This is a genomic window from Sporosarcina sp. ACRSM, from assembly GCF_022346545.1.
Taxonomy (GTDB): domain Bacteria; phylum Bacillota; class Bacilli; order Bacillales_A; family Planococcaceae; genus Sporosarcina.
The window spans coordinates 218,450-245,133 of sequence record NZ_JAKRNU010000005.1 but is presented as its reverse complement, the minus strand read 5'-3'; the positions used below and the strand labels follow the sequence as shown (position 1 = coordinate 245,133).

29 protein-coding genes and 1 riboswitch are annotated in these 26,684 nt (G+C 40.8%); of the genes, 20 read left to right on the top strand and 9 right to left on the bottom strand.

Annotated elements, in window-relative coordinates:
* Positions 1-65: 65 nt before the first annotated feature.
* The 6 genes from MHZ95_RS10145 (at position 66) to MHZ95_RS10120 (ending at position 4,687) form a co-directional block, all read left to right on the top strand.
* Positions 66-1,328, top strand: coding sequence for a diguanylate cyclase domain-containing protein (locus MHZ95_RS10145; protein ID WP_239390507.1), 1,263 nt, complete (start codon positions 66-68; stop codon positions 1,326-1,328).
* A complete protein-coding gene (locus tag MHZ95_RS10140) occupies positions 1,264-1,530 on the top strand; it encodes a diadenylate cyclase (RefSeq protein WP_370642992.1) in 267 nt (88 codons plus the stop codon). Before MHZ95_RS10145 ends, MHZ95_RS10140 begins: the two co-directional genes overlap by 65 nt.
* A 75-nt stretch (positions 1,531-1,605) precedes the next feature.
* Positions 1,606-2,058 (top strand): MarR family winged helix-turn-helix transcriptional regulator, encoded by a 453-nt coding sequence (locus MHZ95_RS10135; protein ID WP_239390505.1) that lies wholly within the window; start codon positions 1,606-1,608, stop codon positions 2,056-2,058.
* A 261-nt stretch (positions 2,059-2,319) separates the two neighbouring features.
* Positions 2,320-2,931, top strand: coding sequence for a nitroreductase family protein (locus MHZ95_RS10130; protein ID WP_239390504.1), 612 nt, complete (start codon positions 2,320-2,322; stop codon positions 2,929-2,931).
* Positions 2,932-3,102: 171 nt separating this feature from the next.
* Positions 3,103-3,504, top strand: a complete 402-nt coding sequence (locus tag MHZ95_RS10125; RefSeq protein WP_239390503.1) for a DoxX family protein — start codon at positions 3,103-3,105, stop codon at positions 3,502-3,504.
* A gap of 238 nt (positions 3,505-3,742) precedes the next feature.
* Positions 3,743-4,687 (top strand): ring-cleaving dioxygenase, encoded by a 945-nt coding sequence (locus MHZ95_RS10120; protein WP_239390502.1) that lies wholly within the window; start codon positions 3,743-3,745, stop codon positions 4,685-4,687.
* A 138-nt stretch (positions 4,688-4,825) separates the two neighbouring features.
* On the opposite strand, the gene MHZ95_RS10115 is transcribed toward MHZ95_RS10120, so the two are convergent.
* Complete coding sequence (locus MHZ95_RS10115) at positions 4,826-5,161, bottom strand: 2Fe-2S iron-sulfur cluster-binding protein (RefSeq protein ID WP_239390501.1); 336 nt, start codon at positions 5,159-5,161, stop codon at positions 4,826-4,828.
* Between the two features lie 157 nt (positions 5,162-5,318).
* On the opposite strand from MHZ95_RS10115, the gene cdaS reads away from it, so the two are divergent.
* Entirely contained in the window at positions 5,319-5,933 is a 615-nt protein-coding gene (gene cdaS, locus MHZ95_RS10110; RefSeq protein ID WP_239390500.1) for a sporulation-specific diadenylate cyclase CdaS, read from the top strand.
* 138 nt (positions 5,934-6,071) lie between these two features.
* Here cdaS and MHZ95_RS10105 read toward each other — a convergent pair whose 3' ends face one another.
* Positions 6,072-6,389 (bottom strand): winged helix-turn-helix transcriptional regulator, encoded by a 318-nt coding sequence (locus MHZ95_RS10105; RefSeq protein ID WP_239390499.1) that lies wholly within the window; start codon positions 6,387-6,389, stop codon positions 6,072-6,074.
* 526 nt (positions 6,390-6,915) lie between these two features.
* On the opposite strand from MHZ95_RS10105, the gene allW reads away from it, so the two are divergent.
* The 5 genes from allW (at position 6,916) to allD (ending at position 13,452) form a co-directional block, all read left to right on the top strand.
* The gene (gene allW, locus MHZ95_RS10100) at positions 6,916-8,355 is read left to right on the top strand and encodes an allantoin permease (RefSeq protein ID WP_239390498.1); all 1,440 of its coding nucleotides are present in this window, start codon (positions 6,916-6,918) and stop codon (positions 8,353-8,355) included.
* A gap of 50 nt (positions 8,356-8,405) precedes the next feature.
* Entirely contained in the window at positions 8,406-9,737 is a 1,332-nt protein-coding gene (locus MHZ95_RS10095) for an allantoinase (RefSeq protein ID WP_239390497.1), read from the top strand.
* A gap of 71 nt (positions 9,738-9,808) precedes the next feature.
* On the top strand, positions 9,809-11,080 hold the full coding sequence (locus MHZ95_RS10090) for an MFS transporter (RefSeq protein WP_239390496.1): 1,272 nt from the start codon (positions 9,809-9,811) through the stop codon (positions 11,078-11,080).
* A gap of 61 nt (positions 11,081-11,141) precedes the next feature.
* Positions 11,142-12,374 (top strand): allantoate deiminase, encoded by a 1,233-nt coding sequence (gene allC, locus MHZ95_RS10085; protein WP_239390495.1) that lies wholly within the window; start codon positions 11,142-11,144, stop codon positions 12,372-12,374.
* 28 nt (positions 12,375-12,402) lie between these two features.
* Complete coding sequence (allD, locus tag MHZ95_RS10080) at positions 12,403-13,452, top strand: ureidoglycolate dehydrogenase (protein ID WP_239390494.1); 1,050 nt, start codon at positions 12,403-12,405, stop codon at positions 13,450-13,452.
* A gap of 203 nt (positions 13,453-13,655) precedes the next feature.
* On the opposite strand, the gene MHZ95_RS10075 is transcribed toward allD, so the two are convergent.
* Positions 13,656-14,234 (bottom strand): uracil-DNA glycosylase, encoded by a 579-nt coding sequence (locus MHZ95_RS10075; RefSeq protein ID WP_239390493.1) that lies wholly within the window; start codon positions 14,232-14,234, stop codon positions 13,656-13,658.
* A gap of 174 nt (positions 14,235-14,408) precedes the next feature.
* Between MHZ95_RS10075 and MHZ95_RS10070 the strand changes: the two genes are divergently transcribed.
* On the top strand, positions 14,409-14,738 hold the full coding sequence (locus tag MHZ95_RS10070; protein WP_239390492.1) for an RIPOR family protein: 330 nt from the start codon (positions 14,409-14,411) through the stop codon (positions 14,736-14,738).
* 99 nt (positions 14,739-14,837) lie between these two features.
* Here the strand turns inward: MHZ95_RS10070 and MHZ95_RS10065 are convergent, their stop codons facing one another.
* The gene (locus MHZ95_RS10065; protein WP_239390491.1) at positions 14,838-16,004 is read right to left on the bottom strand and encodes a pyridoxal phosphate-dependent aminotransferase; all 1,167 of its coding nucleotides are present in this window, start codon (positions 16,002-16,004) and stop codon (positions 14,838-14,840) included.
* 176 nt (positions 16,005-16,180) lie between these two features.
* Positions 16,181-16,291, top strand: a riboswitch (SAM riboswitch).
* Positions 16,292-16,438: 147 nt separating this feature from the next.
* On the opposite strand from MHZ95_RS10065, the gene MHZ95_RS10060 reads away from it, so the two are divergent.
* The 3 genes from MHZ95_RS10060 to MHZ95_RS10050 are packed head-to-tail and all read left to right on the top strand — an operon-like array spanning position 16,439 to position 18,943.
* Positions 16,439-17,452 (top strand): methionine ABC transporter ATP-binding protein, encoded by a 1,014-nt coding sequence (locus tag MHZ95_RS10060; RefSeq protein ID WP_239390490.1) that lies wholly within the window; start codon positions 16,439-16,441, stop codon positions 17,450-17,452.
* Positions 17,442-18,113, top strand: a complete 672-nt coding sequence (locus MHZ95_RS10055) for a methionine ABC transporter permease (protein WP_239390489.1) — start codon at positions 17,442-17,444, stop codon at positions 18,111-18,113. The genes MHZ95_RS10060 and MHZ95_RS10055 overlap by 11 nt, the downstream gene beginning before the upstream one ends.
* A gap of 17 nt (positions 18,114-18,130) precedes the next feature.
* Complete coding sequence (locus MHZ95_RS10050; RefSeq protein ID WP_239390488.1) at positions 18,131-18,943, top strand: MetQ/NlpA family ABC transporter substrate-binding protein; 813 nt, start codon at positions 18,131-18,133, stop codon at positions 18,941-18,943.
* Between the two features lie 75 nt (positions 18,944-19,018).
* Here MHZ95_RS10050 and MHZ95_RS10045 read toward each other — a convergent pair whose 3' ends face one another.
* The 3 genes from MHZ95_RS10045 to MHZ95_RS10035 form a co-directional block, all read right to left on the bottom strand.
* Positions 19,019-20,026: a hypothetical protein gene (locus MHZ95_RS10045; RefSeq protein WP_239390487.1), complete on the bottom strand. Its 1,008-nt coding sequence runs from the start codon at positions 20,024-20,026 to the stop codon at positions 19,019-19,021.
* A gap of 132 nt (positions 20,027-20,158) precedes the next feature.
* Positions 20,159-21,982 carry an oligoendopeptidase F gene (pepF, locus tag MHZ95_RS10040; RefSeq protein WP_239390486.1) on the bottom strand — a complete coding sequence of 608 codons (1,824 nt, stop codon included), beginning with the start codon at positions 21,980-21,982 and terminating at the stop codon, positions 20,159-20,161.
* Positions 21,983-22,092: 110 nt separating this feature from the next.
* The gene (locus tag MHZ95_RS10035; RefSeq protein WP_239390485.1) at positions 22,093-22,386 is read right to left on the bottom strand and encodes a hypothetical protein; all 294 of its coding nucleotides are present in this window, start codon (positions 22,384-22,386) and stop codon (positions 22,093-22,095) included.
* Positions 22,387-22,468: 82 nt separating this feature from the next.
* Between MHZ95_RS10035 and MHZ95_RS10030 the strand changes: the two genes are divergently transcribed.
* Complete coding sequence (locus MHZ95_RS10030) at positions 22,469-22,840, top strand: DUF4181 domain-containing protein (protein ID WP_239390484.1); 372 nt, start codon at positions 22,469-22,471, stop codon at positions 22,838-22,840.
* A 69-nt stretch (positions 22,841-22,909) separates the two neighbouring features.
* Here the strand turns inward: MHZ95_RS10030 and MHZ95_RS10025 are convergent, their stop codons facing one another.
* Positions 22,910-23,353, bottom strand: a complete 444-nt coding sequence (locus MHZ95_RS10025) for a hypothetical protein (protein WP_239390483.1) — start codon at positions 23,351-23,353, stop codon at positions 22,910-22,912.
* A 232-nt stretch (positions 23,354-23,585) separates the two neighbouring features.
* On the opposite strand from MHZ95_RS10025, the gene MHZ95_RS10020 reads away from it, so the two are divergent.
* The 3 genes from MHZ95_RS10020 to MHZ95_RS10010 all read left to right on the top strand — a co-directional run bounded on the left by MHZ95_RS10020 (position 23,586) and on the right by MHZ95_RS10010 (position 25,219).
* Positions 23,586-24,071, top strand: a complete 486-nt coding sequence (locus tag MHZ95_RS10020) for a PaaI family thioesterase (protein WP_239390482.1) — start codon at positions 23,586-23,588, stop codon at positions 24,069-24,071.
* Positions 24,072-24,466: 395 nt separating this feature from the next.
* Positions 24,467-24,886, top strand: coding sequence for an SRPBCC family protein (locus MHZ95_RS10015; protein WP_239390481.1), 420 nt, complete (start codon positions 24,467-24,469; stop codon positions 24,884-24,886).
* Positions 24,887-25,219 carry an ArsR/SmtB family transcription factor gene (locus MHZ95_RS10010; RefSeq protein ID WP_239390480.1) on the top strand — a complete coding sequence of 111 codons (333 nt, stop codon included), beginning with the start codon at positions 24,887-24,889 and terminating at the stop codon, positions 25,217-25,219.
* Between the two features lie 135 nt (positions 25,220-25,354).
* On the opposite strand, the gene MHZ95_RS10005 is transcribed toward MHZ95_RS10010, so the two are convergent.
* Positions 25,355-26,632, bottom strand: a complete 1,278-nt coding sequence (locus tag MHZ95_RS10005) for an erythromycin esterase family protein (protein ID WP_239390479.1) — start codon at positions 26,630-26,632, stop codon at positions 25,355-25,357.
* Positions 26,633-26,684 lie beyond the last annotated feature (52 nt).

Below are 26,684 nucleotides of genomic sequence, written 5' to 3'. Positions count from 1 at the left end.
GATATGTTTGGCTTGAATTAAAGATAAAAAGTTGCGATTTATTTCCTATTAGGGAGTGATTGGGATTGAATAATTCAGCTAACGAATTAGAACCAACAATAGATGAATACCAATTGATTTGGGAGAATACGCATGACGCGATTTTTATTTTGCGGAATGATGGTGCAATCATTCAAGCAAACCCTGCTTTAACGGATATTCTCGGGTGGCAGTTGGGAGAGGTTGAAGGGGAGGCCAGACCTCCTTTTTTCATGGAAGATTTCACGGTGGAGGATCATCAAAAGCAACTAGATATATTGAGAAGCGGAAGAAGCATTGCTAATTATGAAACGCAACGAAAGCATAAAAATGGCACAGTAAAAGATGTGTTGGCATCCTACCGTGCGATTAATAAAGGCGATCTATTAGCTGTGGCGATGTATAAGGATATCACTGATGAAAAGTTAGCGAAACATAAACTTGGCGTTGCTGAATTTTGCTATCGGGCCTTGGTGGAACATTCGCCAGATGCGATTTTAGTTCAAAATGAGGAGAAATTGTCCTTTGCCAATCCAGCAGCCATTCAATTGTTAGGTGCTGAAAGCCTTCATCAAGTGATCGGCAAGTCAATCCATGATTTTATCGAACCGGATGATAAGCGTCAGTTTATGGAGGTTTTTCATGATTTCGAAATGGTGAAAACAGAACCGATGATTGAGCAACTTGTACGTTTTGATGGAGTGAAAATATGGGTGGAAATCATTGCAATTCCTATTACGTATGATGGGGAAGTAGTTATTCAGGCGATCATTCGGGACATTACCGTCAGAAAATATTACGAAGAGCAGCTAACGTATATGGCAACACATGATCCTATGACAGGGGTTGTCAACAGAAGTTCGTTTATAGTAGCACTAGATAAAGCCATTGAACAAGCGAATGAATCAGAGGAAACATTTGCTGTATTATATATTGATTTGGACAAGTTTAAAAATATTAATGATACACTTGGCCATGGTGTCGGCGACGAGCTGTTGATTCAATTTGCGAAGAGAATAGGCAACAAAATTCGAGATAGGGATATTGTTGGTAGAGTCGGCGGCGATGAGTTCCTTCTATTATTAAGAAATATTGAAAAAGGAAAAATAAAAGTGATTGTAAATCGAATGCTAGAAAATAGTAACGAGCCTTATCTAATTCGAGGAAATAAAATCCATTCAACGTCAAGCATCGGGATTGCGATGTATCCTATTGATGGAAAGGACTCCGCGAAGCTAATTCACAATGCGGATCAAGCACTTTATCGGGCAAAAGAAAAACGGAATCATTTTGAGTTTTACAGTGAATAATTTACAGGTGAAAAAAATGATTACTCGACATCGCGCCGCTTTAGTCTTATCCGAACAAAGTGATGGCTTTGTACTCGTATTATCTGAAGAGACGGAGTGGGTTTCCTTCGCTTTTAAGGGGAATATTGCCCCCATTACTACTCACGGCTCTCATCTTTTAAGTCCCAATCCGTGTGACATTAAAGAGATTATCGATAATTGAATAGCGATTGACAGATGCAAATTTGTGATATACAATTACCCTGAATTCGAGATAATTAAGAAAGGAGTGATTATCATGGATCATCAAATGAATGGGTATGAAGAAGATTTGTCTTTGAAGGTGTTTATTGTCCTGTCTAGGGCGTTGCAAGCCATTAAAAAACGTGTAGAAGAGGATATCAAATGTTTGAGACTAAATCCAACTGAGTTTTCTGTTTTAGAATTAATCTATAGCAAAGGCGATCAACCTATACAAAAAATCGGCGAGAAAGTATTGATAGCGAGTAGTAGCATTACCTATGTAGTCGATAAGCTTGAGAAGAAAAAATTAATCGAGAGAAAACCATGTTTGAAAGATCGTCGTATCACATACGCAGCCATCACAAAGGAAGGAACTCAATTGATGAATGAAGTCTTCCCGAAACATAGAGCTGCCATGAAAGAAATTTGCGGGGGATTAGACTCGAAAGAAAAAGAAGTCCTGATAGAACACCTGAAAAAATTAGGGTACCATGCACAAAGTATCTAAATTTTTTAATCCATTACCCTTAATTCGTGATATTTTAATTCGGTCTATATTAATGGGAACCATACGATAACCGTTTTATAGAAACTGCACTTGTTTGGTTCCCAATTGTTATTTTGACAGTACTTAATTTTTTTTGAAAGTTGAAATTAAAGCGAGTGCATTGACAACAAGTTGTTAATGATTTAATATCATTATTAATTCGAGATATCTTAATTCAAGATATAGTAATTTAAAATTATATAAGATGGGGGAATCCTTATTATGACAACAACTCTAAAAACAGATTTTTACACAGCGCTTCAAGAAAGACGTTCAATTTATGGAATCAATAAAGACGTACAGGTATCTGACGAAAGAATTAAAGAAATTGTTGAATTTGCTGTAAAATATACGCCTTCAGCTTTCAATTCTCAAACTGCTCGTCTAGTTGTCTTGTCAGGTGAAGCACATAATGTATTATGGGACATTACAACTGAAACATTAAGAAAAGTGGTTGGTGATGGAGATTTTACAGCTACTCAAGAAAAAATGGATTCCTTTAAAGCGGGATATGGTACTGTATTATTCTTTGAGGACGAAGCAATTGTTAAAGCTCTTCAAGAACAATTTGCCGCTTACGCCGATAACTTTCCAATTTGGTCAAACCAAGCATCAGGTATGCACCAACTAGTTGCATGGACAGCGTTACAAGCAGAGGGACTAGGAGCGTCTTTACAACATTATAATCCGCTAATTGATGATGAAGTGAAAAAAGAATGGAATATCCCTGCTAATTGGAAACTGATTGCACAAATGCCATTTGGTAATCCGATAGCTCAAGCAGGAGAAAAAGAATTCCAACCACTTGAAGATCGCGTAAGATTCCATAAGTAATCTAACGTATTAAAAAGATGAAAGTGTGTGTCTAGTTCCTAGGAAAATTAGGATATGATCTCCGAGATATCTAAATTTTTTTTGAATAAATACCCTGAAATGATGATGTATCAATTCAGGGTAAATGATTAAATAATTTAATTTGATGGTGAAAACAGGAGGAAATATTTGATGTCGAACAAAAATGAAGTTGGAAAATTATTACTACGTATTGTGCTAGGGCTTGTCTTTTTAGCAAACGGATTTACTAAGTTTCAAGGTGGTATAGGAAATACAGCAGGTTGGTTTGAAAGCATTGGGATTCCAGGCTTTCTTGCTTATGCAGTAGGTACGATTGAATTAGTAGGGGGGATTGCTATTATCCTCGGTTTAGGGACACGGATTGTATCTTTGCTATTCGGTATTATCATGGTTGGTGCAATCTTTACGGTGAATTTGCCGGCTGGTTTTCTAAATGGCTATGTTTTCGATTTGGTATTATTAGTCCTTGCAGTGCACATTGTCTTAAACGGTAGTAAATTATTTTCACTTGACCAACTGTTATTTAAGGGGAGAGAAGCTAAGAATATCTAACCTTAATAAGGTGAAAAACGCTTCGGCGTTTGTGGATGCGTACCGCCATAAGTCAGGGAGAGAAAACAATTGCTAGTCTTATGGCTCCAGCTATGGCTCCAGCTATGGCGTGTAAGGCGCCTACGCTTTAATCGTTATTATCATAAGTGCGTTAAAAAATAGATACTAAGCGAGCTGTTTCTAGGTTAAATAAGAAATAGCTCGCTTTCATTTATTATTTAAAGAGGAGGAATTATTGATGTATAAAATTCCAGGACATCACCACATTTCGATGATTACAAAAAACGCGAGTCAAAATAATTACTTTTATAAGAAAGTCCTTGGTTTACGTCGTGTGAAAATGACAGTGAACCAAGATGATCCGTCGATGTATCATTTGTTTTATGGAGATAAAACAGGAAGTCCGGGTACTGAACTCACTTTTTTTGAGATACCTTTAGCAGGGAACACATATCCCGGGACAAATGCCATAACTAGAATCGGATTGCTCGTTCCTTCAGAGGACAGTCTGCATTATTGGAAAGCTAGATTTGAGGAGCTTGGCGTAACCCATAGTGGAGTTACAACGTATGCAAATCGTCCTGCCTTAAAATTTGAGGATCCCGATCGGCTTCGTTTAGTGTTGCTCGTTTCAAACGGGGAAAAGGTGAAGCATTGGGAGACATGGGAAAAGTCTGACGTTCCAGAAGAGCATCAGGTTCAGGGAATGGGTTCCGTGGAAATGACAGTACGTAAACTTGATAAAATGACGAGCACTCTGACAGACATGTTTGGTTATACAGAAGTTAGCCGAAGTGAAAGAGAAGTGGTTTTCCAGTCAGTCGAAGGAGAAGTCTTTGGAGAAATCGTCGTGAAGTCTATGGATGGTCCATCAGAAATGCCGGGTCGTGGCAGTATTCATCATTTAGCAATTCGTGTAAAAAATGATGCAGAGCTCGAGTTTTGGGATGAACAAGTGAAAAAAAGAGGCTTCCATTCTTCAGGAATTGTTGACCGTTACTATTTTAAGAGTTTGTATTTCCGTGAATCGAATGGGATTCTCTTTGAAATTGCAACGGATGGTCCAGGATTTACCGTTGATGGAGATGTGGAACATTTAGGAGAGAAACTGGACCTACCGCCATTTTTGCAGGAAAGACGGTCAGAAATTGAAGCAAAGCTCTCTCCTATTGAAGAGAAGTAATCCCGGAAAGCAGTAACGATTTAAATGATACACGTAGCATCTGGCGTCCTGTTGAATGGGCAACTTAGTCACTCAAAATGGAGAGTGGCTGAGCTGCTCATTGATGCTTTACTTTGTGAATGAAAACTGAAAAGATATTTAGTCGGCTGGCCTTGGACCAACAGTCTTACCTGTATTTTCTACTGTCAAGATTGGACGGACGGTAATATCGCCATTCACAAGAATTTGACAAGATAAACGCAAGCAATCGTCAAATAATTGATCATCAATTCCTTTATTTTCAAAAGCCTTCTTTTCTTTATTGGTGATGTCTAAATAATCACCCGCTAAAACCTCGACCCTGCAAGTTGTGCATATAGCATTCCCTCCGCAGCGATGCAGAATGTTAACACCATTATCTTCCAACGCTAATACTAGCTTTGTTCCCATATCCACTTCAAAAGTCTCTCCGCCACATACAGTTATGTAAGGCATTTTCCATCACCTCATAAAAGCGTTAATTATCTATAGTTATTCTCATACATCAACACTTTCAGTCATGAAGTGAATAATAAAATCTCATATGTACAAACTTTAAATGATTGAGAAAGCAAACAGTAACGATGAAGGAATAAAGGGGAGGTGTGTCTCCGTGGATCATGTGAACTGTGATTTTTCACCGATGCATAAAATATTAACAGAGGATATTCACCAAGTCATCATAGCATTGCAACATAATGTAAAATTAATGGATAATGAAAACTATTGTCTCCTTGGGGATTTTGAGAAAATTAAAGAAGACTTTTTGAAGATTGAAATGAAAGCCGCTAATTTTTATTTGAACTGTTATTTATCTCCATTTACAGACAAATATCTAGAAATCTCGAATAGCTTACAAAATATGTCCAAGCTGAAACATGGAGGATTAATCGTAATTCAGCGGAAAGATTCTCTTGAATCTTTGGTGAGACGAGGAATTTCGATAGGAGCAGAATTGACCCAACCGTTATTGGAGTCAATTTTTTTCCCAGGAAATCCACTTCATGATGGAGCTGTCATGGTCAATAAAAATCAAATCGTTTCAGCAGCAAATGTCCTTCCGCTATCAGACAGATTTACAGGTGATAAAAAACTGGGTACACGACATCGCGCGGCTTTAGGGTTATCTGAGCGATGTGATGCCCTGGTGCTTGTGGTATCTGAGGAAACGGGAAGAGTTTCATTTGCCGTAAAAGGGGATCTCCACCCTATAAATACTCATGGGTAAGGGACTTCTTAGAGTTGAACATAATGAATTATTAACCACGCAAGGCAACCGAAAATCGGGCTGCTTTGCGTGGTTTCGTTTCTAATCAGGTCTTTTACGAACATTTAGAAATCCACCACGTATCAAACTTTTCATGACTTATAACCATTTATCAGCCCATGCTTCTACAGCTTTAAGGGCTTTCCCTAACTCATTTCCTTTTCTCGTTAAGGAATATTCGATTCGGACAGGACGACCTGTAGTCACATTACGAAGAATAATCCCGTATTCCTCTAGTTCTTTTATGCGCTCATTAAGCACGCGCTTACTCAAATCTGGTATATAAGCGTGAATCTCACTAAACCGTTTCGGTTCCTCTAGAAGTGTATGAATAATAAGTCCTGTCCATTTCTTGCCGATTAATTGATAAGAATGTTCTACTTTATCGCATAGTTGTGGTTCTTGTATTTCTTCCATCAACTTTTCACCCCTTTTCTTTATATAGATTGATAGTTACCTTCCAATTTTTAATGAAAAATTGAAGTGTTTAAAATGAATTTTATTTATATTGGCTTAATTATATCAAGAAAACCACCTATAGTAACTAACTAATTTTTAGTGTGAATTTTATTTATTGCACTTATATTGATGGATTACACTATTATACTAGTGCAAATTGATTGCTGTATATGGGTTTATATGATTTTAACAAAATCGACACATTTGTGTTGACTAATAGTAACCAAGGGTATAATATGTGTATATAAAGTTTAGTTGTTACTAAAAGTAACCTAATTCTTTTAAAGGGAAGGAGAAGGAGTGTGAACGCTTGTACAAATAAAGAGGAGCGGAGATTGATAAGAGAATATCGTTTGGACAAACTTTAATGTCAAGGTTCGGACAGCGGTAATAATTAAAAGCGGATCATTTAAATATACAAGTGCTAATTGTGCTTGGGTTGGTGATCGTTATGCTAATTCGACATAATCAAGGAGGGTTTCGATTGGAGAAGATCAATCGAGAACAATTAAAAAAAGAAGGTTTTAACGAAGATATTTTGCCGACGAAGCCGGAAGATAGAAGTTGGAACGTTGGAAATTTTGCATCAGTATGGATGGGGTCTGTACATAATATTCCTAACTATATTGCCGTCGGTGGACTGTTTGCTTTAGGGATGTCTGTTGGACAAGTTTTCAGCGTCATCATGAGTGCATCCATTTTAATAGCAGCCATAATGGTTTTAAATGGTCATGCAGGATCTAAATATGGCTTACCTTTTTCAATGCTAATTCGTTCCTCTTTCGGGATGAAAGGTGCAATGATTCCAGGTGTATTAAGAGGGGTTATTGCAGCAATCATGTGGTTTGGTTTTCAAACCTTTGCAGGAAGCCAAGCGTTATATATTCTCATCGCAAAGCTTTGGCCGGCGTTTTCAACATTAGGTGGAGACTGGAACTTTTTCGGATTATCATTACCCGGGTTAATTTCATTTCTACTGTTCTGGTTATTTAATGTTGCTTTAATTTATGGAGGAATGGGATTCTTAGGGAAGTTTACAAATATCCTATCTCCGCTTGTGTATATTGTTTTTGGCGGTATGGCGATTTGGGCCATTCAATTAGCTGGAGGGATTGGACCGATCTTAGCTTACACAGGTGCAGGAGCTAGCGGAAATCCAGTGATCGTCTTTTTAGCAGGTATCACTGCATTAGTTGCTGCTTGGGCAGCTCCAATTGTCAATGTATCTGATTTCACAAGATTGGCACGCTCCACGAAGGCTCAGGCAATTGGCCAAACAGTAGGTTTAGTTGTGACGTATGTATTGTTTGCCATCGCAAGTATTTCGATTATTGTTGGCTCTGAAATTGCTTTTGGTACACCTATTTGGAATGTACTGGATGTTGTCGCTCGATTTGATAGTGCTTTTGCAATTGGGATATCGGTGCTAACACTATGTTTAACAACCTTATCGGTGAATGTAACGGGGAATATTGTTCCGGCCGGTTACCAACTAGCATCATTTTTCCCGAAAAAACTTACATTTAAATCTGGCGCAATGATTGCTGCTGTCATTGGAATTCTGGTCATGCCTTGGAAACTGATGGAGAATGCGACAAGTATCTTTACATTCTTAAATATCGTTGGCGGCTTATTAGCTCCGATAACAGGTGTTATGCTCGCTCATTATTTTGTAGTGTCAAAAACAGAGCTTGACTTAGGAGAATTGTATTCCAAAAACGGAAAATACAATTATAGGAATGGTTTTAATGGAAATGCCCTCATTACATCAACGGTAGCAGGTGTGTTGAGCTTAATCGGCAATTTTATCCCATTCTTTAAACCGCTTTATGATATGTCATGGATTGTGGGCATTGTTTCAGCGTTTATTCTTTATAGTGTGCTGGAGTTGCGTAGGGCTAAAAGTGTTCAGTTAAAAAAATAGACGAATAATGGCAAGGGACAAAGAGTAAATCGAAACTGGAGGAATAAAACATGACTATTTACGATTTAATTATAAAAAATGGGGCAATCGTTACGGCAGATTCAATTGTTCAAGGTGATATTGCCATCAAGGATGGGAAGATTAAGGAAGTATCGGTTGGTAAACCTCTCGATGCAACAGCGGATCAAGAAATAAATGCGGATGGACTTCATATCCTCCCAGGGTTAATCGACACACATGTTCATTTTAACGAACCAGGCAGAACAGAGTGGGAAGGATTGGAGACTGGAAGTAGAAGCTTAGCAGCTGGTGGGGTCACGACATTTTTCGATATGCCGTTGAATAGTACGCCTCCGACCATCAATAAAGCCAATTTAGCGCTTAAGAGCTCAGCTGCTGATGAAAAGTCTATCGTGAATCCACGTTTCTGGGGTGGGCTTGTACCGGAAAATATCGGCGATTTGAAGGACCTTCACGAAAATGGCGTCATCGGATTCAAGGCGTTCATGTCGCCAAGTGGAATTGCAGATTTCAATAATGTAGATGATGAAACAATTTATAAGGGGATGAAGGAGATTGCATCCTTAGGTTCACTTTTAGCCGTTCATGCTGAAAGTACGGTTATTACAGATCAGCTCGCCCAAGAAAAACAACGTCAAGGCAAAACAACTGCAAGAGATTTTGTTGAGTCAAGGCCGATTATTTCTGAAATTGAAGCGGTTAGAAGAGTGATCTCTTATGCAGAGGCAACTGGATGTAAACTACATATTGTCCATGCAAGTAGCCGAAAAGTGGTTCGAGTGATCAATGATGCAAAACAAAGGGGCGTAGATGTAACAGTCGAAACTTGCCCACATTATTTATCATTGACCGTAAAAGATTTAGCAGAACAAGGAGCAATCGCGAAATGTGCTCCTCCATTGAGAGATCAAGAAGAAGTTGAAGATTTATGGACAGCCGTTTCGAACGGAGAAATTAACGTCATAGCATCTGATCATTCACCGGCACCAGCATCTATGAAAACAATAAAAGACAACTATTTTGAAGGTTGGGGAGGGATTTCGGGAGCTCAGTCTACTTTGAACATCCTATTGACGGAAGGACATTATAAACGAAATCTTCCATTAGAAAAAATTGTGGAATTAACTGCGACAAACCCAGCAAAATTATTCGGGCTATCAACGAAAGGTGAAATTGCAGTAGATTATGATGCTGATTTGGCACTTGTTGACCTAAATGAAAGCTTTAAATTGAAGAAGGAAGATTTGTTTTACCGTCATCAACACTCCCCTTATGTCGGTATGACATTTAAAGGGAAAGTGAAGACGACAATTGTCGGTGGTCAAGTAGTGTTTGACAATGGTCAGCCGATTGAGAAGTAAAAATGTGGTGGGATGTTTTTTAGAACTGTGTATCCCTGCAGTAATTACGAAAGAATAGGTGGGTTATTTTTATGACATCAAGGGAAACACAATCTCAAATGCAACAGAATAAGAAATTTATCATTCCATATTGGTGGAAAGTGGTTTTTGCATTCACTTTAGGCTGGATGTTTATCAATGCCAATAAATATTTTTTGAATCCTATTTTAGGGGAGATTGGCTTAGAGTATAACCTGAATAATACCCAGCTTGGATTGGTCAATAGTATCTTCTTTCTGACGTACACGATCGCACAAATTCCGGCGGGAGCCTTCAGTGATAAATTTGGCAGGAAAAAGTTGCTTGTCATCGGGTTTATTTTATACGGGATTTTGACGGGCGTCAGTGGCCTTATGGCCGGTTTTACAGGCTTTTTGGTAGCTCGTGCGATTGCGGGACTTTCATCAGCAACCTATTACGGTCCCCAATTTGCCTTATCATCTGAAGCGATTCCAGAAAAACGCAGAACGATAGGCAGTGCCATTATTAACAGCGGATCAGGGATAGGGATTGCTTTAGGTTTTGTGTTGTCGAGTACATTGGTTTTAGATAAAGGAATGAGTTGGAGCGTTCCATTTTATATCTTCGGTGCGCTTACGGTTCTTGTTGGAATCTTGATTTCGATATTAGTAAAAGAGAAAAATCCGGATAAGGCATCGATAGAAAGTAATCGACTAGAGGAATCGGCGAATAAAGGAGAGAAAGTTTCGGTTTTGTCTTTACTGAAAAACCGTAATCTCTTGATTACCTTTCTAGTCCTGTTTTGTTCCATTTACGGCTTTACTGTTGTTGTCACATGGTTGCCGAAGTTTTTGGAGACCGAAAGAGGTTTTCACGGCAGTCAAGTCGGTTTGATAGCAGCTTTGGTTCCGTTGGCTTCAATACCGGGAGCGCTCGTCGCAAGTGCTATTTCGGATCGATTAGGCCGGAAGAAGCCTTTCGCTTTTGTGCTCATTCCTATTGCAGCGTTTGCATTATGGGCAACTGTCTATGTGCATAGCACTGCATTATTGATCACAGCCCTATTGGTTTATGGACTATTTGGCAAGATTGCGCTAGATCCGCTTCTGATTGCATCCGTTTCTGAAAATGTTGATAAATCAGCGTATGGGGTTGCCTTTAGTCTCTATAATTTTATGGGGATGATTTCGTCGGTGATTGCCCCTTGGTTTGTTGGCTTTCTGGCTGATAAAACAGGAAGTATGGCGACAGGGTTTTACTCAGCGGTGATTGTTCTAGCTCTAGGGCTCGTTCTTATGATGTTCTTTAAAGAGGGTCCGAAAGTAAAAGCAACGGAAGCATAAATAAAAGAAAGTAAAAAATAACATTACGAATTCGTAAAGAAAATAGAAAGGGTCGATGAATATGAATGACTTAACACGTGAAGTTGCACACCTTGTAGATTGGCTAGGTGAATTCGGTAAGGATTCCGAAGGCGGTGTTACGCGCTTACTTTATACAAAAGAGTGGGTTGAAGCGCAAAAAGCGTTAGAAAAACAGATGCAAGAAGATGGATTGACGACTCGATTTGATGAAATCGGCAACTTATTCGGACGTTTAGAAGGAAGTAAGTATAATGATGAAACCATTTTAACGGGCTCTCATGTCGATACCGTTAAAAACGGTGGAAAATTAGACGGAGCATTCGGGATTTTAGCTGGAATTTTAGCGCTTCGGCATTTACAAGTAAAATATGGACAGCCTCTCCGAAACCTTGAAGTTGTATCATTTGCTGAAGAAGAAGGAAGCCGTTTTCCATATGCTTTTTGGGGCTCTAAAAACCTTGTTGGAATCGCGGAAAAAGAAGACGTTGAAAACATTGAGGATTTCGATGGCGTTCCCTTCGTCGACGCGATGAGAAAAGCTGGTTTTAATTTTAGGGATGAGTCGAAACCGATGCGTAATGATGTAAAAGGCTTCGTTGAAATTCATATTGAACAAGGGAATGTTTTGGAAAACGAAGGGAAGAGCATTGGGGTTGTCCATAGCATTGTCGGGCAAAGACGTTTTACAATTGAGGTGACAGGTGTAGCAAACCATGCGGGCACAACGCCGATGGGATATCGTAAGGATGCTGTATATGCAGCAAGCCAAATGATTCAAGGTGTGATCGACAAGGCAATCGAATATGGCGATCCACTTGTTGCGACAGTAGGAAAAATCGAAGTCAAGCCGAACATTGTCAACGTTGTTCCAGGACATGCCTTATTCACATTGGATGTACGGCATACAGAAAAAGAAATACTTGTAAAGTTTACTGATGAACTCACTGCGATCATCAATCGTATTTCCACTGCCTCCGGTGTAGAGACGACGATCGATATGTGGATGGACGAGGATCCGATTCCAATGGATCGACAAATTGTCGAAGCCATTGAGAAACAAACGAAAGAAAAAGGATTGAATTACAAAATGATGCATAGCGGCGCGGGCCATGATTCCCAAATTATCGCGCCGATTGTGCCGACAGCGATGATTTTTGTTCCAAGCCGTGACGGTATTAGCCATAATCCTTTAGAGTATACAAGCCCCGAAGAATTAGCAACAGGTGTTCAAGCATTGATTGAATCACTATATGTTTTAGCTTACAAAGAATGAAAAACGACAATAACAGGAGATGTTGAATATGAAAACTACAGAACAAGAGTTAAAAAAATTAATAACAGTGAAGTTGAATAAAGCCGGTCTTTCGGAAGACCATGCAGAGGGAGTAGCAGATGTCTTAGTACATGCTGACCTCCGAGGCGTTCATTCTCACGGGGCTATGCGAGTGGATTATTACGCTGAAAGAATTGCGAAAGGGGGGATCACCACAAACCCAAATTTCACTTTTGAAAAAACAGGCCCCAGTTCAGCAATATTTGATGGTGATAATGGTGTTGGACATGTGGCTGCGAAAAAAGCGATGGATCACGCAATCGAAATGGCGAAAGAGTCTGGGATTGCAGTGGTAGGCGTGAGACGGATCGGTCACAGTGGAGCTCTTTCCTACTATGTCCAACAAGCGGCTAAAGAAGGTTTAATTGGTCTTTCCGTTGTTCAATCAGATCCGATGGTCGTCCCTTTTGGTGGGGTTGAACCATACTATGGGACAAATCCAATTGCATTTGCAGCTCCTGGTAAAGATGACGATATGATCGTCTTTGACATGGCGACGACCGTCCAAGCATGGGGAAAAATTCTTCATGCACGCTCGAAGAATGAACCAATACCTGACACATGGGCGGTGGATAAAAACGGTGAACCGACAACAGATCCGTTTCAAGTCAATGCATTACTTCCGATTGCAGGACCGAAAGGCTATGGGTTAATGATGATGGTGGACGTGTTAACGGGTGTTTTACTCGGATTGCCATTTGGTAACAAAGTCTCGTCCATGTATCATGATTTAAGTGAAGGGCGTAATTTGGGGCAACTTCATATTGTGATCAATCCAGCCTATTTTACAGATATGGAAACGTTCAAAGAAAATATCTCCAAAACAATGAACGATTTAAATAATATCAAACCAGCGCCAGGATTTGATCAGGTATTTTATCCAGGTCAAAATACGGCGATCGTTGAACAACAATCCAAGGTAGAAGGAATCGAAATTGTCGATGACGTGTATCGCTATCTCGAGTCGGATGTCGTACACTTCAATAAGTATGACGATAAAGATCCATTTGCAAAATAAGGTGTATCTACAAATGTGAAGGGGCCAGATTGTTAGTAAATAAGTGTAACAAAGATAAAATTAGCTGGAGAGACAAACAGATTTGAATCCCGGACTGTAGACAAAACTGGTAAAACAGATTTGTCTACAGTCTTTTTTGTGTTGGTATCGGTGATAACTGGATAATAAGAAGTCGTGATATTTTGTTTTTGAGGGAGTACCTGTCAGGAATTCAACTGATGATAACGCTCGGCAACCAATGCTAAGTCCTGCAGGAATAATGAGCGAAAGTTCGGGCGGCGTCTTATAGCGAGCGGATGGTACGCGACTGCTGTCGGGTAGCCTTGAATGTCATGCCAACTACCGCGCAATGATTTTACTTCGGCTTCGGGATCTTGGAAAAAAGATTGAACCGCTACATTACCCAAACAAAGAATGAGAGATGGTTTTTTTTCTTGTAGCTGTTGTTCCAAATGCTGCATACAAATTTGACGAGTCTGCACTTTATCATACCCGCGTACAGGTTTTCTTTTTAGAATAAACGTAATGTATAAGTCATCCATCTGCAAACCTGCATCAGCCGCGGCTTGTTGAAAAGTTTGGCGCGTTCCGCAAACAAAAGGATTACCTTCGCGATCCTCACGGGCGCCAGGATTATCTAAAAGAACGAGCACACGGGCTTCTGGATTTCCTTCTCCCCATACCATACGTGTCCCGTGTTGATATAGACCGCAATCCTCGCAATTTTTAAGCTGTTCAGGTGTCGGTTCTTCAGGTAATGCAATTGGGCAAAATTCGGTCATGGTTTCCAACTCCTAATCGAACTTCATCCCTTTAGCTTACCTTATACATAAATTTTCTATACGGCAGATTTGATTCTACTAAACAAGCAAGTGCCCTAAACGTTCCTCATGCACATATACTAGCGTATAAGCTTAAAATAATCATTTAACGACATGGTTAGAGGAGCGATGGCTTTGTGGCAAAATAACCAGTTTTTTAACGATGATGAGAAACCAAATAATGATATACCTCTGAATAGGGGAGCGAAAATATCTCTTTGGGGTTCGGCGATATCGACATTGGGGGATGCGCTACAAACGCTTGGTGGGGCAATTTCGATTGAGGAAGATCGGATTTCAGATGCTCAGCAGCAACAGGCGATGGATAAATTGCAAAGTCAGATAGATGAGCTGAAAAAACAACAATCGCAAAATTCCACAGACGGTTCAGATGTTGAAAAGCTTGGAAAACTGTTGGAGAGACTGATTGAGCGATTGGAAAAAATCGATGAACAGAAAAAATGAAGTGCAGACTTGTCGCTTGTTTCCTAATCTTCAACTTGGCGAAACTGTCGTATATCAAAACGATCCCAACGCCTTTTCTTGTTGGGATCATTTTGATGTTCATGAAAATAGCTTCAACTTTTCAATTCTTCTTACGGCTTCTCTTAAGCGTTCCTCCTCATCCAGTAGACCGACGCGGACATATCCTTCGCCGTATTTACCGAAACCGTTCCCAGGTGCGACCGCGACATCGGCTTCATCCAATAATAATTGGGTGAACGATGCACTCGTATAACCTGCCGGGACAGGCAACCAAGCGAAAAATGAAGCGGCGGGTGCTTGGACATCCCAACCGATGCGTCTACATTCATCAATAAAGACATTGCGACGACCTTCATATAGAGCAATCAGTTCGCGTACATTTTCTTGATCACCGGAGAGGGCTGTAATGGCAGCACGTTGAACAGCCGGGAATTGATTGATGAATAAATGATCTTGCAATAAATTGATCGCTTCGATGATGCCTGCATTCCCAATCGCGAAACCGACACGCCAGCCTGCCATATTATATGTTTTAGACAATGTATACATTTCAATCCCGACTTCTTTCGCCCCTTCCGCTTGTAAGAAACTGACCGGCTTTTTGCCGTCAAATCCGATGCCGCCATAAGCGAAGTCATGCATGATGGCAATGTCATGTTCTTTGGCAAGGGCGACTGTCTCTTCGAAGAATGGAAGTGTTGCTGTTGCGCTCGTTGGATTGTTTGGGTAGTTCAAATACATTAATTTGGCTTGTTTTTTTTGTTCAGCTGATAAACTACCGTAATCAGGCAAGAAATCGTTTTCGGCAAGCAATGGGAATGTTTCATGACGAATATTGGCCAAGCTGACGCCGGATAAGTAATCGGGATAACCGGGATCAGGAAGCAAGAGCAATTCGCCTTCGTTCATAATAGCAAGCGGCAATTCAACCAATCCTGTTTTCGTGCCGTATAGGATGGCGACTTCCATATCGGGATCGATATCCACGGCATACTCACGTTTATAAAAATCTGCAACAGCACGCTTCAATTCAACTGTTCCACCAAATGGTGCGTAACCGTGTGTTGCCGGATCCTCGACGGCCGCTTGTAACGCTTCGACAATATGAGGCGGAGTCGGTTGATCGGGGTTCCCTCGTCCTAGATTGATGACGTCCCGACCTTCAGCGAGCGCTGATTCCACATTTTTGACGAGTGTGGAGAAAAAGTGGGGAGGTAAGCTTTTTAAACGATTCGATATGGTCATGGAAAAACCTCATTTCAATTCTTAATGGAATATAGAGCTTGTAATGAAGTAAGTATACTAGGTTCAAAGTCGAAATGACAACATTCATCGAATTCTTACTGAAATGAAAATCATGTTGACTTTTGCGATTGTACAAACTATTATATGATGTATACTCAAATACAACTTCATATTGTAACTTATCAAGAGCGACCGAGGGATAGGCCCGATGACGTCCAGCAACCCCTTGTATTATACAAGGAAGGTGCCAACTCCTACAGAGTGATTTTCATTCTGAAAGATAAGCTGAAACAATTTTTCGGTGCTTCTTTCATTGATGAAAGAGGCGCTTTTTATTTGATTGAGGTCAGAAAGGAAAATAGACGATTTTCAAAAATATGAGTGTCTAGACTCCGGACGCTTTTCTATAGAATGTATAGAAAGAGGAGAAATTAATGATTCAAATTCAAAAAGTTTCGAAAGTCTATCAAACAAAAGATCGACTTGTAAAAGGGGTTGACAATGTATCCCTTGAAATTGAAAAAGGAGAAATTTTCGGTATAGTCGGTTATTCCGGAGCGGGGAAAAGTTCTTTGCTTCGTTGTTTGAACCTATTGGAGAAACCGACAGAAGGTACAATTCTTATAGATGGCATCAATTTGACGGAGTTAAAAGGGAAACAGTTACGTCAGGCTAGATTGAAAATCGGTATGATTTTTCAACATTTTTATTTAATCAGTCAAAAGACTGTATATGAGAATATCGCCTTCGCTTTACGGGCTGCTAAAACGCCTAAACAACAAATCGACGATCGGGTGACTGAACTGCTTGAAATGGTCGGATTGTCGGAGAAGCGCGACGTTTATCCGGGTCAATTGAGTGGTGGTCAAAAGCAGCGGGTCGCCATTGCGCGTGCTCTTGCGAACAATCCGAGTGTTTTGCTCTGTGATGAAGCGACGTCCGCATTGGATCCGAAAACGACATTGTCCATCTTACGGTTACTGAAGAAAATTAATCGGGAATTGGCTATTACAATCGTTTTAATCACCCATGAAATGCATGTGGTGAAAGAGATTTGCGACCGTATGGCCATTATGCAGGATGGAAAAGTGATCGAGGAAGGGCAAGTATATGATATCTTTTCGAATCCGGTGGCAGAGTTGACGAAAGAGTTCATTAGCAGTGTCGTATCTTTTGAAGTTCCGGACACGATATTGGCGCAATGTACAGGAACCATAGTGAAATTGTTATTTAAAGGAAATGTGGCTGGAGAAAGCGTCATATCAGAAACCATTCAGCAGTTTGATGTCCACGGGAATTTCTTGCACGGTTCGATTGAATACATTCAAGAGATGCCGCTAGGAACATTTTTAATGGAGTTGCAAGGGCGAGAACCGGATATCGAGCGTGCCATTTCCTATATGTCCACCCGCCATGTCCATGTGGAGGTGATCAATAATGGGAATTGAGGTTCAACGGATCGCCGAATTATTGCCGGATATGACGAAAGCATTTGGCGAGACACTTTATATGGTAGGGATTTCGTTACTTGTTGCACTCATCATTGGACTTCCGCTAGGCATTTTATTGTTTGTGACCGACAAAGGATTGTTTCTGGAAAATACAGTTATCAAATCGGTTATCGGTTTTATCGTCAATATGGTGAGATCCATTCCGTTTATCATTTTACTTGTTTTATTGATTCCTTTGGCGACTCTATTAGTAGGTACAGCATATGGACCGACAGCTGCCAGTGTATCCCTATCGGCAGCGGCCATTCCTTTTTTTGCAAGGATCGTTGAGACGTCGTTTCGGGAAATTGATAAAGGCGTAATTGAAGCGGCAATTTCAATCGGTGCCAGTCCGTGGATGATTATCAGGGATGTTTTATTACCAGAAGGGAAATCGAGCATTATTCAAGGTTTGACGTTAACGGCAATCAGCTTGGTTGCTTATGCTGCAATGGCGGGAGTTGTCGGCGGTGGTGGAATCGGGGATTTGGCCATCCGATTTGGGTACTATCGCTATGACAAGACGATCATGGTTGTGACAGTTATCATTTTGATTGTGCTCGTGCAACTTATTCAATTTGCGGGCGATCGAATTTCAAAAGCAGTCGATAAGAGATAAGAAGGGGAGAATGACAGATGAAGAAATTATTATTGACAGTACTGATCCTTGTAGTTGGTGCGGCTTTAGCTGCATGTGGCGGAAAAGAAAAGGCTGGTGACGATAAAACATTGACGTTTGGAGCAACAGCAGGTCCATATAGCGATATGCTGAAAAAGGCGATCATTCCGGGTCTTGAAGAAAAAGGTTACAAAGTGACAGTGACGGAGTTCGGTGATTATATCCAGCCAAATAATGCATTAAATGACGGGAATGTTGATGCGAATCTTTTTCAACATACTGTTTACCTGGAAAACTTTGCAAAAGAAAATAACATGGAATTATCGAGTTTGATCGTTGTCCCGACTGCACCGCTAGGAATTTATTCGAAAAAATTTGAGTCGATTGACGAAATTGCGGACGGATCAACAGTCACGATTCCTAATGATCCGGTCAACGCGGCAAGAGCGTTAATCGTATTGGAAGCTAACGGTCTAGTCGAAATCGATCCTAACGTTGAGCCATTGAAGGCATCTGAGAAAGATATCGTGAAAAACCCGAAAAATTTAGTGGTGACACCGATTGAGGCTGCACAACTTCCACGCTCTGTTGAAAGTGCAGACGTGGCGGCAGTACCGGGTAACTTTGCGCTCGCAGCAAGTATGAATTTAACGGACGCGCTAGTTTTGGAAGATATGCCGGACCAATTCCGTAATGTGGTTGCTGTAAAAACGGAAAATAAGGACGAGCAATTTGCAAAAGACATTATTGAAGTGATTGAATCTGAGCAATTTGAAAAAGTGATCGACTCGGATTTCCAAGGGTTCGGAAAACCGGCTTGGATGCAATAAGTAGACAAACAACCAGTCGATTGAATAAGAATAGCCAAAAAGCCATCTAAGCGGATGGCTTTTCTCTATTTCAACCTATTCATCGGAATAGTCGCCACGCAGTTGTTTTTTATTTTTTTCAATCAATTGCTCGAAATAGGAGGTTGGCTTTTCCGGGGCTTGCATCGGTATAGGGTCGTCTGGACTACTTTGAGGATTTAATTCTGTACGGTCCTCAGTTAAGTCTAGTGAATATTGTTTCATGTCGACATCCATCATAATTTGTGTCTTTTCATTGGGAGGATCTTCTTGCGATAGATCTTTATGGTTAGCTGGTTCGATAATTTCAAGCGGTTGTTCGACATTTGAAGTGGCGAAACTTTCTTCAGTCTCATTGATGATGGTTTCTAACCTGGTAAACCATTGCTGAAGGTTGCTGTAGTGTCCTTGATATTCTGGAGAATCTTTTCTTATCCGGATATTTGGCTCATGATAGAAGCGGATTAGATGCCTTGGTTTTACGTTGTCGTTCAAGATAATTTCAAGGTCCATTGAGCTGATTTTATCGATAGGAGGCCCGGATGCATTTTTCGATTCTACTTTGTCCTTGCTTAATTTATTGAGCAAATAGTGGGTGAAGTGAGTATCCCTCTGAACGGTAGCGGTCTGATGCTGATCCTCTGTGAACCTCACCGCTAGAATATCAATATAATTGTAGGATTTGATTATGTATGGCATTCCAACATATGCTTTTGTGATGTTTTGAACCTTATCAGAATCGGCTGCCCAAAAGTAAACCTTTCCATGCTGGTCATCGATTGCAATTTTGGTCAATAAATCATAAGAGGTAAAGGATTTTAGTTTATGGAAGTCCTCCACATCAGGTTGGAAAGTTTGGAGGTAATCCAACTGTTTTAATTTGCGTTTTTCTTCAATCCGGATACCTAAGGCAATGAAGAGAATGGTTATGACGAAGGAAAGCACGATGGAGATAACACCTAGTGAGATTGAGCTTTGAAATAAAAAATAGCATAATAGTACGATACCGACAATCGGCGTAAGACAACCGAGACCGGCCATTAAATTTGAAAGTTTAGATGGCATGAAAAAACCCTCCACTTGAATAATACATAATTAGCGATGTATATCTATACGGGACATCGCCAAATAAGTTTCGCAATACGATAAAAGAGAAGCATTTCCCTGGTAATCAAGTGGGAAATGCTTTGTTTTTAGTCATTCATTCACTTTTGCCGCTTCAATTTCCTCTGTTAACGTAATGAGTTCATCAATCAATTCGCCGATATAGGCAATAGTGTCACGCAAAGGTTGCTCGGTTGTCAAATCGACACCTGCCATTTTGGCTAAATCGACTGGAGATTTCGTTCCGCCCGCTTTTAGTACGTCCAACCATTGCTCGACAGCAGGTTGACCTTCTTCGAGGATCCGCTTGGATACTTGTGTGGAAATGGTCAAACCGGCACTGTAAGTGTAAGGATACAAGCCCATATAATAGTGCGGCTGACGCATCCATGTCAATTCAGCTCCATCGATGATGTCAACATCTTCACCCCAGAATTCTTCGAGGACTCCGCGTTTCAGATTGTTCAATATGTTGGCATTGACGCTCCCACCTTCATCGATGCGCTCATATACTTTTCGTTGATAAGCCGCTTCCAGCAAATGCGTGACAAAGTTATGGTAGTAGGTGCGCGCGACGATGGATGAAATGACCCATCGTTTGAATTTAGGATCTTCTGAATTAGCGAGTAAGTGATTCGCCATCAACATTTCATTCATCGTAGAAGGTGCTTCGATGAAATAAAGAGATGGACGTGCGTTAAACACATTTTGCTCTCGGTTCGCATTATAGAAGTGGCCCGCATGTCCCAATTCGTGAGCTAAAACGAAGACATCTTCCATGCTGCCTGTCCAGGAAATCAAGATATACGGATGATTGCCGTAGGGGCTCGAACAGAATGCACCTGTCGATTTTCCGATGTTTTGTGCAAAGTCGATCCAGCGTTCTTTATAAGCACGATCGATCATATGGATATAATCATTTCCCATGATCGCGAGGGCCTCATCGATGTATTTCTTGGATTCTTCCACTGTAATTTTCGGTTGATAAGTTGGATCGAGCGGAATTTTTAAATCAGCGAATGTCATTTTATCGAGTCCATGCACTTTTTGAAGAAGCTTCGCATATTTGCGCATATGGGGTGCGAGTTCTTTCATAATGAGATCGATTTGACGGTCATGCATCGATTGATCGACTTCTTGATTGAACAACAAATAGTCGAAAATCGATGGGTATCCGCGTAAATCGGATGTTGTTTTTTCAATTTGCAAATGCATATCATATGTTTTCGCTGTTGTATGTTGGTACTCTTTCAGTTTAGCGGAAAATGCTTCAAATGCTGCACGTCGTACCGCTGTATTGGGTTCGGATTCCCAGTCACCTTCGAAAGTGACATAGCTTAATGGATAGCTTTTTCCGGCAACTTCGAAATCTTCGAAAGTCATATCGACCATTTTTGTCGTATTGTACAAGCCGTAAGGGTCATTGAAAGTAGAGGAGTAAGCGGCTAATGTTTTCTCGACTTCAGGGTGTAATTGATAATCTTTTTTGCGGATCAGCTTCTCTAAAAAGTTTTGGAAGTCTGCGGATTGTTGTATTGCTTCTTGTAATACTTCTGTCGGCAACGATAAAAGCTCGCTGTTAACGAAGCTTAGCTGACTCTGGATTTGTGCCGCAATCGATCCGAATTTGCTTGAACGCATTTGTGCTTCATCATTCGTTTGGTCCGTGCTTACCGAAAGGCTAGCGTAGGTAGCAACTGGAACGATTTTTTCGGAAATCTTTGCATAGCCTTTCAAACCCTCAATGACAGCAGAAGCATCTGTCATTTTACCTTTGAATTGTTCTGTATAAGACGCGACTTCTTTTTCCAGTTCCGTCATGGCGTTATTATAGGCTTCTTCGGTTTTGAAGAGGTCTTGCAAATTCCATGTTTCTTCACTATTTACTTCTGAACGAAATGGCAAGCTTTTAACCAATTAGATCTCTCCCTTTTTATTACGGATGTCAAATTAATACCAGTATATAGTAGAGTAGGATGAAAGTAAAAAGATGAATCAATCTTTTGGCAACTTTCAGACGCGTCCTATCATGGAAGCCGTGCTATTTCTTCGGCTACAACGAAAGCGAGGTCTTCATTGCCAAATAATTGTAAGACATCGAGCATCGTTTCGTGGTCGATGTGGATGTTGTCTTCCTCATCCGTTTCTTCTATTATTTTCTGCATAGCTTCGTTTTCTTGCTGAGCCGGATAGGCCCGTTGATATAACTCTTTCGGATCCAGTTGATGATTGGTACACCATTGGACAAATAATCGGATCATCAATTGCTCATCTTCTTGGTATTTTTGAATGATTTGTTCATCCATATTTTTGAAATCCATACAGTCAAACTCCTTTTTCTGGTACACTCATCATTAAGTATATACGAAATTTTACCAGTTTGTTTGGAAGGGGCAAAGAGAAATGAATGTTTTTATTATTATTGGAGTAATTTTATGTCTCTTAATCATTGGGGATTATGTACTAAGAAGAAAATTGAAAGTACTAAAGCATGAAAAAATGGATCCACGGCCAAAACGGATTGAAAATATTGGTGTAACCATTCTCTTTATAGGTTATATGATCATTTCTACTACGCTTATTTTCAAATATGACGATGTGAATATATTATTGATCATGTTCCCTTTTTTCATTGTATTATCTTCGTTTAGGGCTTTCATGGAATGGCGATTTAATCGCCAAGCGAGAAAATGGGCAATGGAAATCTATTCGCTCAGCGTGTTAAGCATTTTTATTATCTTTTTACTCGTAGCGGGAGACCGAGTATTTGGATAAAGGACAAGAGTAGCCTCTTATCCTTTTAGCCATCACGGAATATGGAAAAACCCCTATCTATAAATCGCATTAAAGTTGATTGTCGACGAAAAATTTGACTAGCCAGTCGACATCAAGTGGTCCGTCAACAATTTCATAATAGTTATGTCCGTTTTGGATGATGAGATTCTTGTTGACAACCACGCTGATCAGATTATCGTTTTCGTCCTTTAAACTGATGACAAATTGATCAAATCGGTCATCTTTGCCGATTTCTTCAGGTCGAAGTTTTCGAACGTGATAATCTTGAAGAAAATCGAGTAAGTCCGCAATCTCTGTTTCGTTTGATACGTTCCATGATACGGATGTGACACCATCCGGAGCCGGTTTTGTAAAAATAAGAGAGGTGAATGGCGTAGAGTGGGAATCGAGCAGTTCTGTCATCGCTTTTGCCTTGTAGTCATGGAAAGATTGGATCATGGCATAAGCGCCGCCCACCATAATGAGTATGAGTAGGAATGCTCTCATTTTCATCTTCAATTCCTCCTGCAATTCGTTTCTGTATTATACGCGAACGTAGCTGTAGAGTCTCCAGCATGTGACTATATTAAGATATGCGAGCCGCCCAAGAAAAATTTGTCCTAAGGGGATGTTTCCGTGATCACGAAGTATTTCCTGGATCATCGAGAGAAGTTTCTACAAGAAATTTTGAAAGATGAATGACTAGCCGGAATGTTATAATAAGTCCGAAGGGGGAATGATGGAGATGAAGAACGAAGTGGTACATGCAATTCAAGATGATTATCCGGACGATTTTGCGTGGTGTTTCGGCTGTGGCCGATTAAATGAAGAGGGGTATCGTTTTCGGACAGGCTGGTTGGGAGAAGAAACAGTAACGTATTATGAGCCGTCACCCAAACATATCGCGATTCCTGGATTCGTCTACGGTGGATTGATAGCCTCGCTTGTGGACTGTCATGGGACAGGCTCGTGTGCGCTCGCGTTGCATCGGAAAAACGGTTTTGAACCGGGGAGCGGCGAAGCGCCTCCACGATTTGTTACAGCTTCTTTAAATGTGAATTATTTGAAACCGACACCACAAGGGAAGCTGTTGAAAGCGGTTGGAAAAGTGGAGGAAATCCATCCGAAGAAATGGAAGGTGACCGTCGAAGTCTTTGCGGATGAAACATTATGTGCAATGGGGGAAGTTGTCGGTGTTGTCATGCCGTCAACATTTGCACAGAACGAATAAGCCCATAACATAAAACAAGCTGATTGCCAGATGCAATCAGCTTTTTTGCTGTTTATGAAAATAATAAGTGAAATGAAAACTGAATGAAAACGGAATAGTTGGGTAGACTGCTTAGGATTCTTCGATTTAAACGTTAAGAAGATAATGTAATATGGAGGGAAATGTGATGAGAAAAATAGTCGAAATTTTTGCGGCTGTTTTGATGATTGTGATGGGTGGAAAACGCGAGAGCGATTTGATCCAACAATTAGTGAAAGAACGGACAAGATGAATATTGGTCCATTGTGAAAATCGATGGATGTAGAGTTGAATAATGATTGACATGAAACCATTTGGTTGCGTATAGTAATTTATGCAACCAAATGGTTTTGCTTTTGAAAGTGGGAGGAATCGATATGTCGAAAAATGAAAATTTTGCAGAAGTAAGAAAAAATGTAATGATCCATGCACCAATCGAAAAGGTGTGGGAATATGTTGCGACCGCTGAAGGGATTGCGGCTTGGTTCATGCCGAATGATATGGAGCCGATTGAGGGGAAAGAATTTATCATACAAGCTGGGCCGTGGGGCAACTCTGCCTGTAAGGTGACTGAAGTGAGTCCGCCGAACCGTTTATCTTTTGAGTGGGGAAAGGATTGGCAGATTACGTTTGAGTTGAAAGCAACGGAAAACGGAACGGAATTGGCATTGATCCATGCCGGTTGGAATGAAGGGGAACAGACAGAATTCGGGGAATCCCATTTGGAAGTACGTTCACGTATGTCATACGGATGGGATGGACTCGTGCTCAAACTGAAAAATGTAGTGGAGGCTTAAATGGCGGAAGAGCATCAGCCATATGATGTTTTTCAAGCAATCGCAGACCCGACAAGACGTAAACTTCTCGAGTTGCTTGCCAATGATGAAATGTCGATTTCAACCATCAGCAAGCACTTCCCAATGAGCAGAACGGCAGTGACTAAGCATTTGCACGTGTTAGAATCGGCGGGACTTGTCCGTTCGCAAAAAGTGGGACGTGAAAAGCTTTACCATCTGGAAACAAAGCCCCTACAGAAATTGCAGTCCTGGCTGGAGTTTTTTGGCCCCTTTTGGGAATCCAAACTTTCGGAACTTAAAAGAGTCGTTGAAAATGAGCAGCGTGAAGATTGATTCCAAAGCTTATGATTTGTTACGACAGTTTAGCTATAGAGTTATGGTATTTTCCTCTTGCGCTACCTATCAATCAAGAAAAATGATGTACCGGATTAACGTAACAATCGCGTACATCATTTTTCTGTCATGTTTTCATATTTCATTTACGACTTCTTTTAGTTTTATCGGCGTCAGGGCTTTTGTTTGATCAAGGTAAATGAAAGCATCGTAACGTTTGCCGATTTGCGAGGGGACGTAATTTCCGAAAGCTTCAAATTCGGGATTATAGACGACCCCGATTGCGCGATGTCCAACCCATCCGGAAAAAACATCCCGGTTGGTATCATTGAATACATACAATTTGTCGTAAGCACCAGCTTTGTGTAGTAGGTCCTCCCACGAATGTTGGCGCGCTGGCGGTACATCGATGCTTTCGAAGGGGAGTCCCCATTTTTCGGCTGCAATGACTGTGCCACGATGCGTACCAAATCCGATTGCAAAGACCTCTTCTTTTTTATGTTGTTGACGCAGCAATTGGCCAACGTTTAACATGCCATCGTCCTGCATCGTCGTTGCGCGGGCATCGCCAATATGAGTGTTATGCTCCCAAACGATGATTTTGGTCTCTTCCCCGTGATGGTTCCGGATTTCATGTAGGGCTTCGACCATATGTTCATCACGGATATTCCAGGAATGGGCATTGTCTTGAAGCATTGTCCGGTAATAATCTTCGGCATTTTTTGTGACGAGTGCATTCACTTTCAAATTCAACTCTGCTTCCTGCTCATCTTCATAGTGTTTGGCGTGTGAACGGATGGATGCTAACAGATTACTGACTTCATCAATGCATACTAGCGAAAAATGGGCGGTGGAAATCGCATAATGTTCAGGCATGCCATTAAACGGTTCAAAACAGGAAAAGGCTTTCTTAGCCAATTCCAAATCGGCGCCAGCAGGATTGGTTTCGGTTAAATACCGGATGATTTCATCGATGGATTCCCAAAGGCTGTACAAGTCGATGCCGTAAAAACCGACTTTCTGTTCCGTTGCTTTGTGCAGGTTATGCACTTGCAACCAGCTGATGAATTCTGCAATTTCTTCGTTTGCCCACATCCACGTCGGCCATCTACTAAATGCGCTCAACACCTCATGTACCGTCAAATCTTGCTTGTTATACCCTTTTATAAATTTGTTCACGTGCTGAGCGGATGGCCAATCGCCTTCTACCGCGATGGCAGAGAACCCTTTCTGTTCGATCAGCAATTTGGATAGCTTCGCCCTGACTTTATAAAATTCAGAAGTGCCGTGACTCGCTTCCCCTAATAGAACGATTTTTGCATCTCCGATTGCTTCGAGAAGAGGTGCAAAATCTGCATCCGATTCAAAAGGGAGTGCATAGCGCTTTACCGCTTCTGCAAGTGTGTCTTTCATATAAAAACCCCATTTCTATCAAGGTATTCGGATAGTATGCCCATCTAGCCGT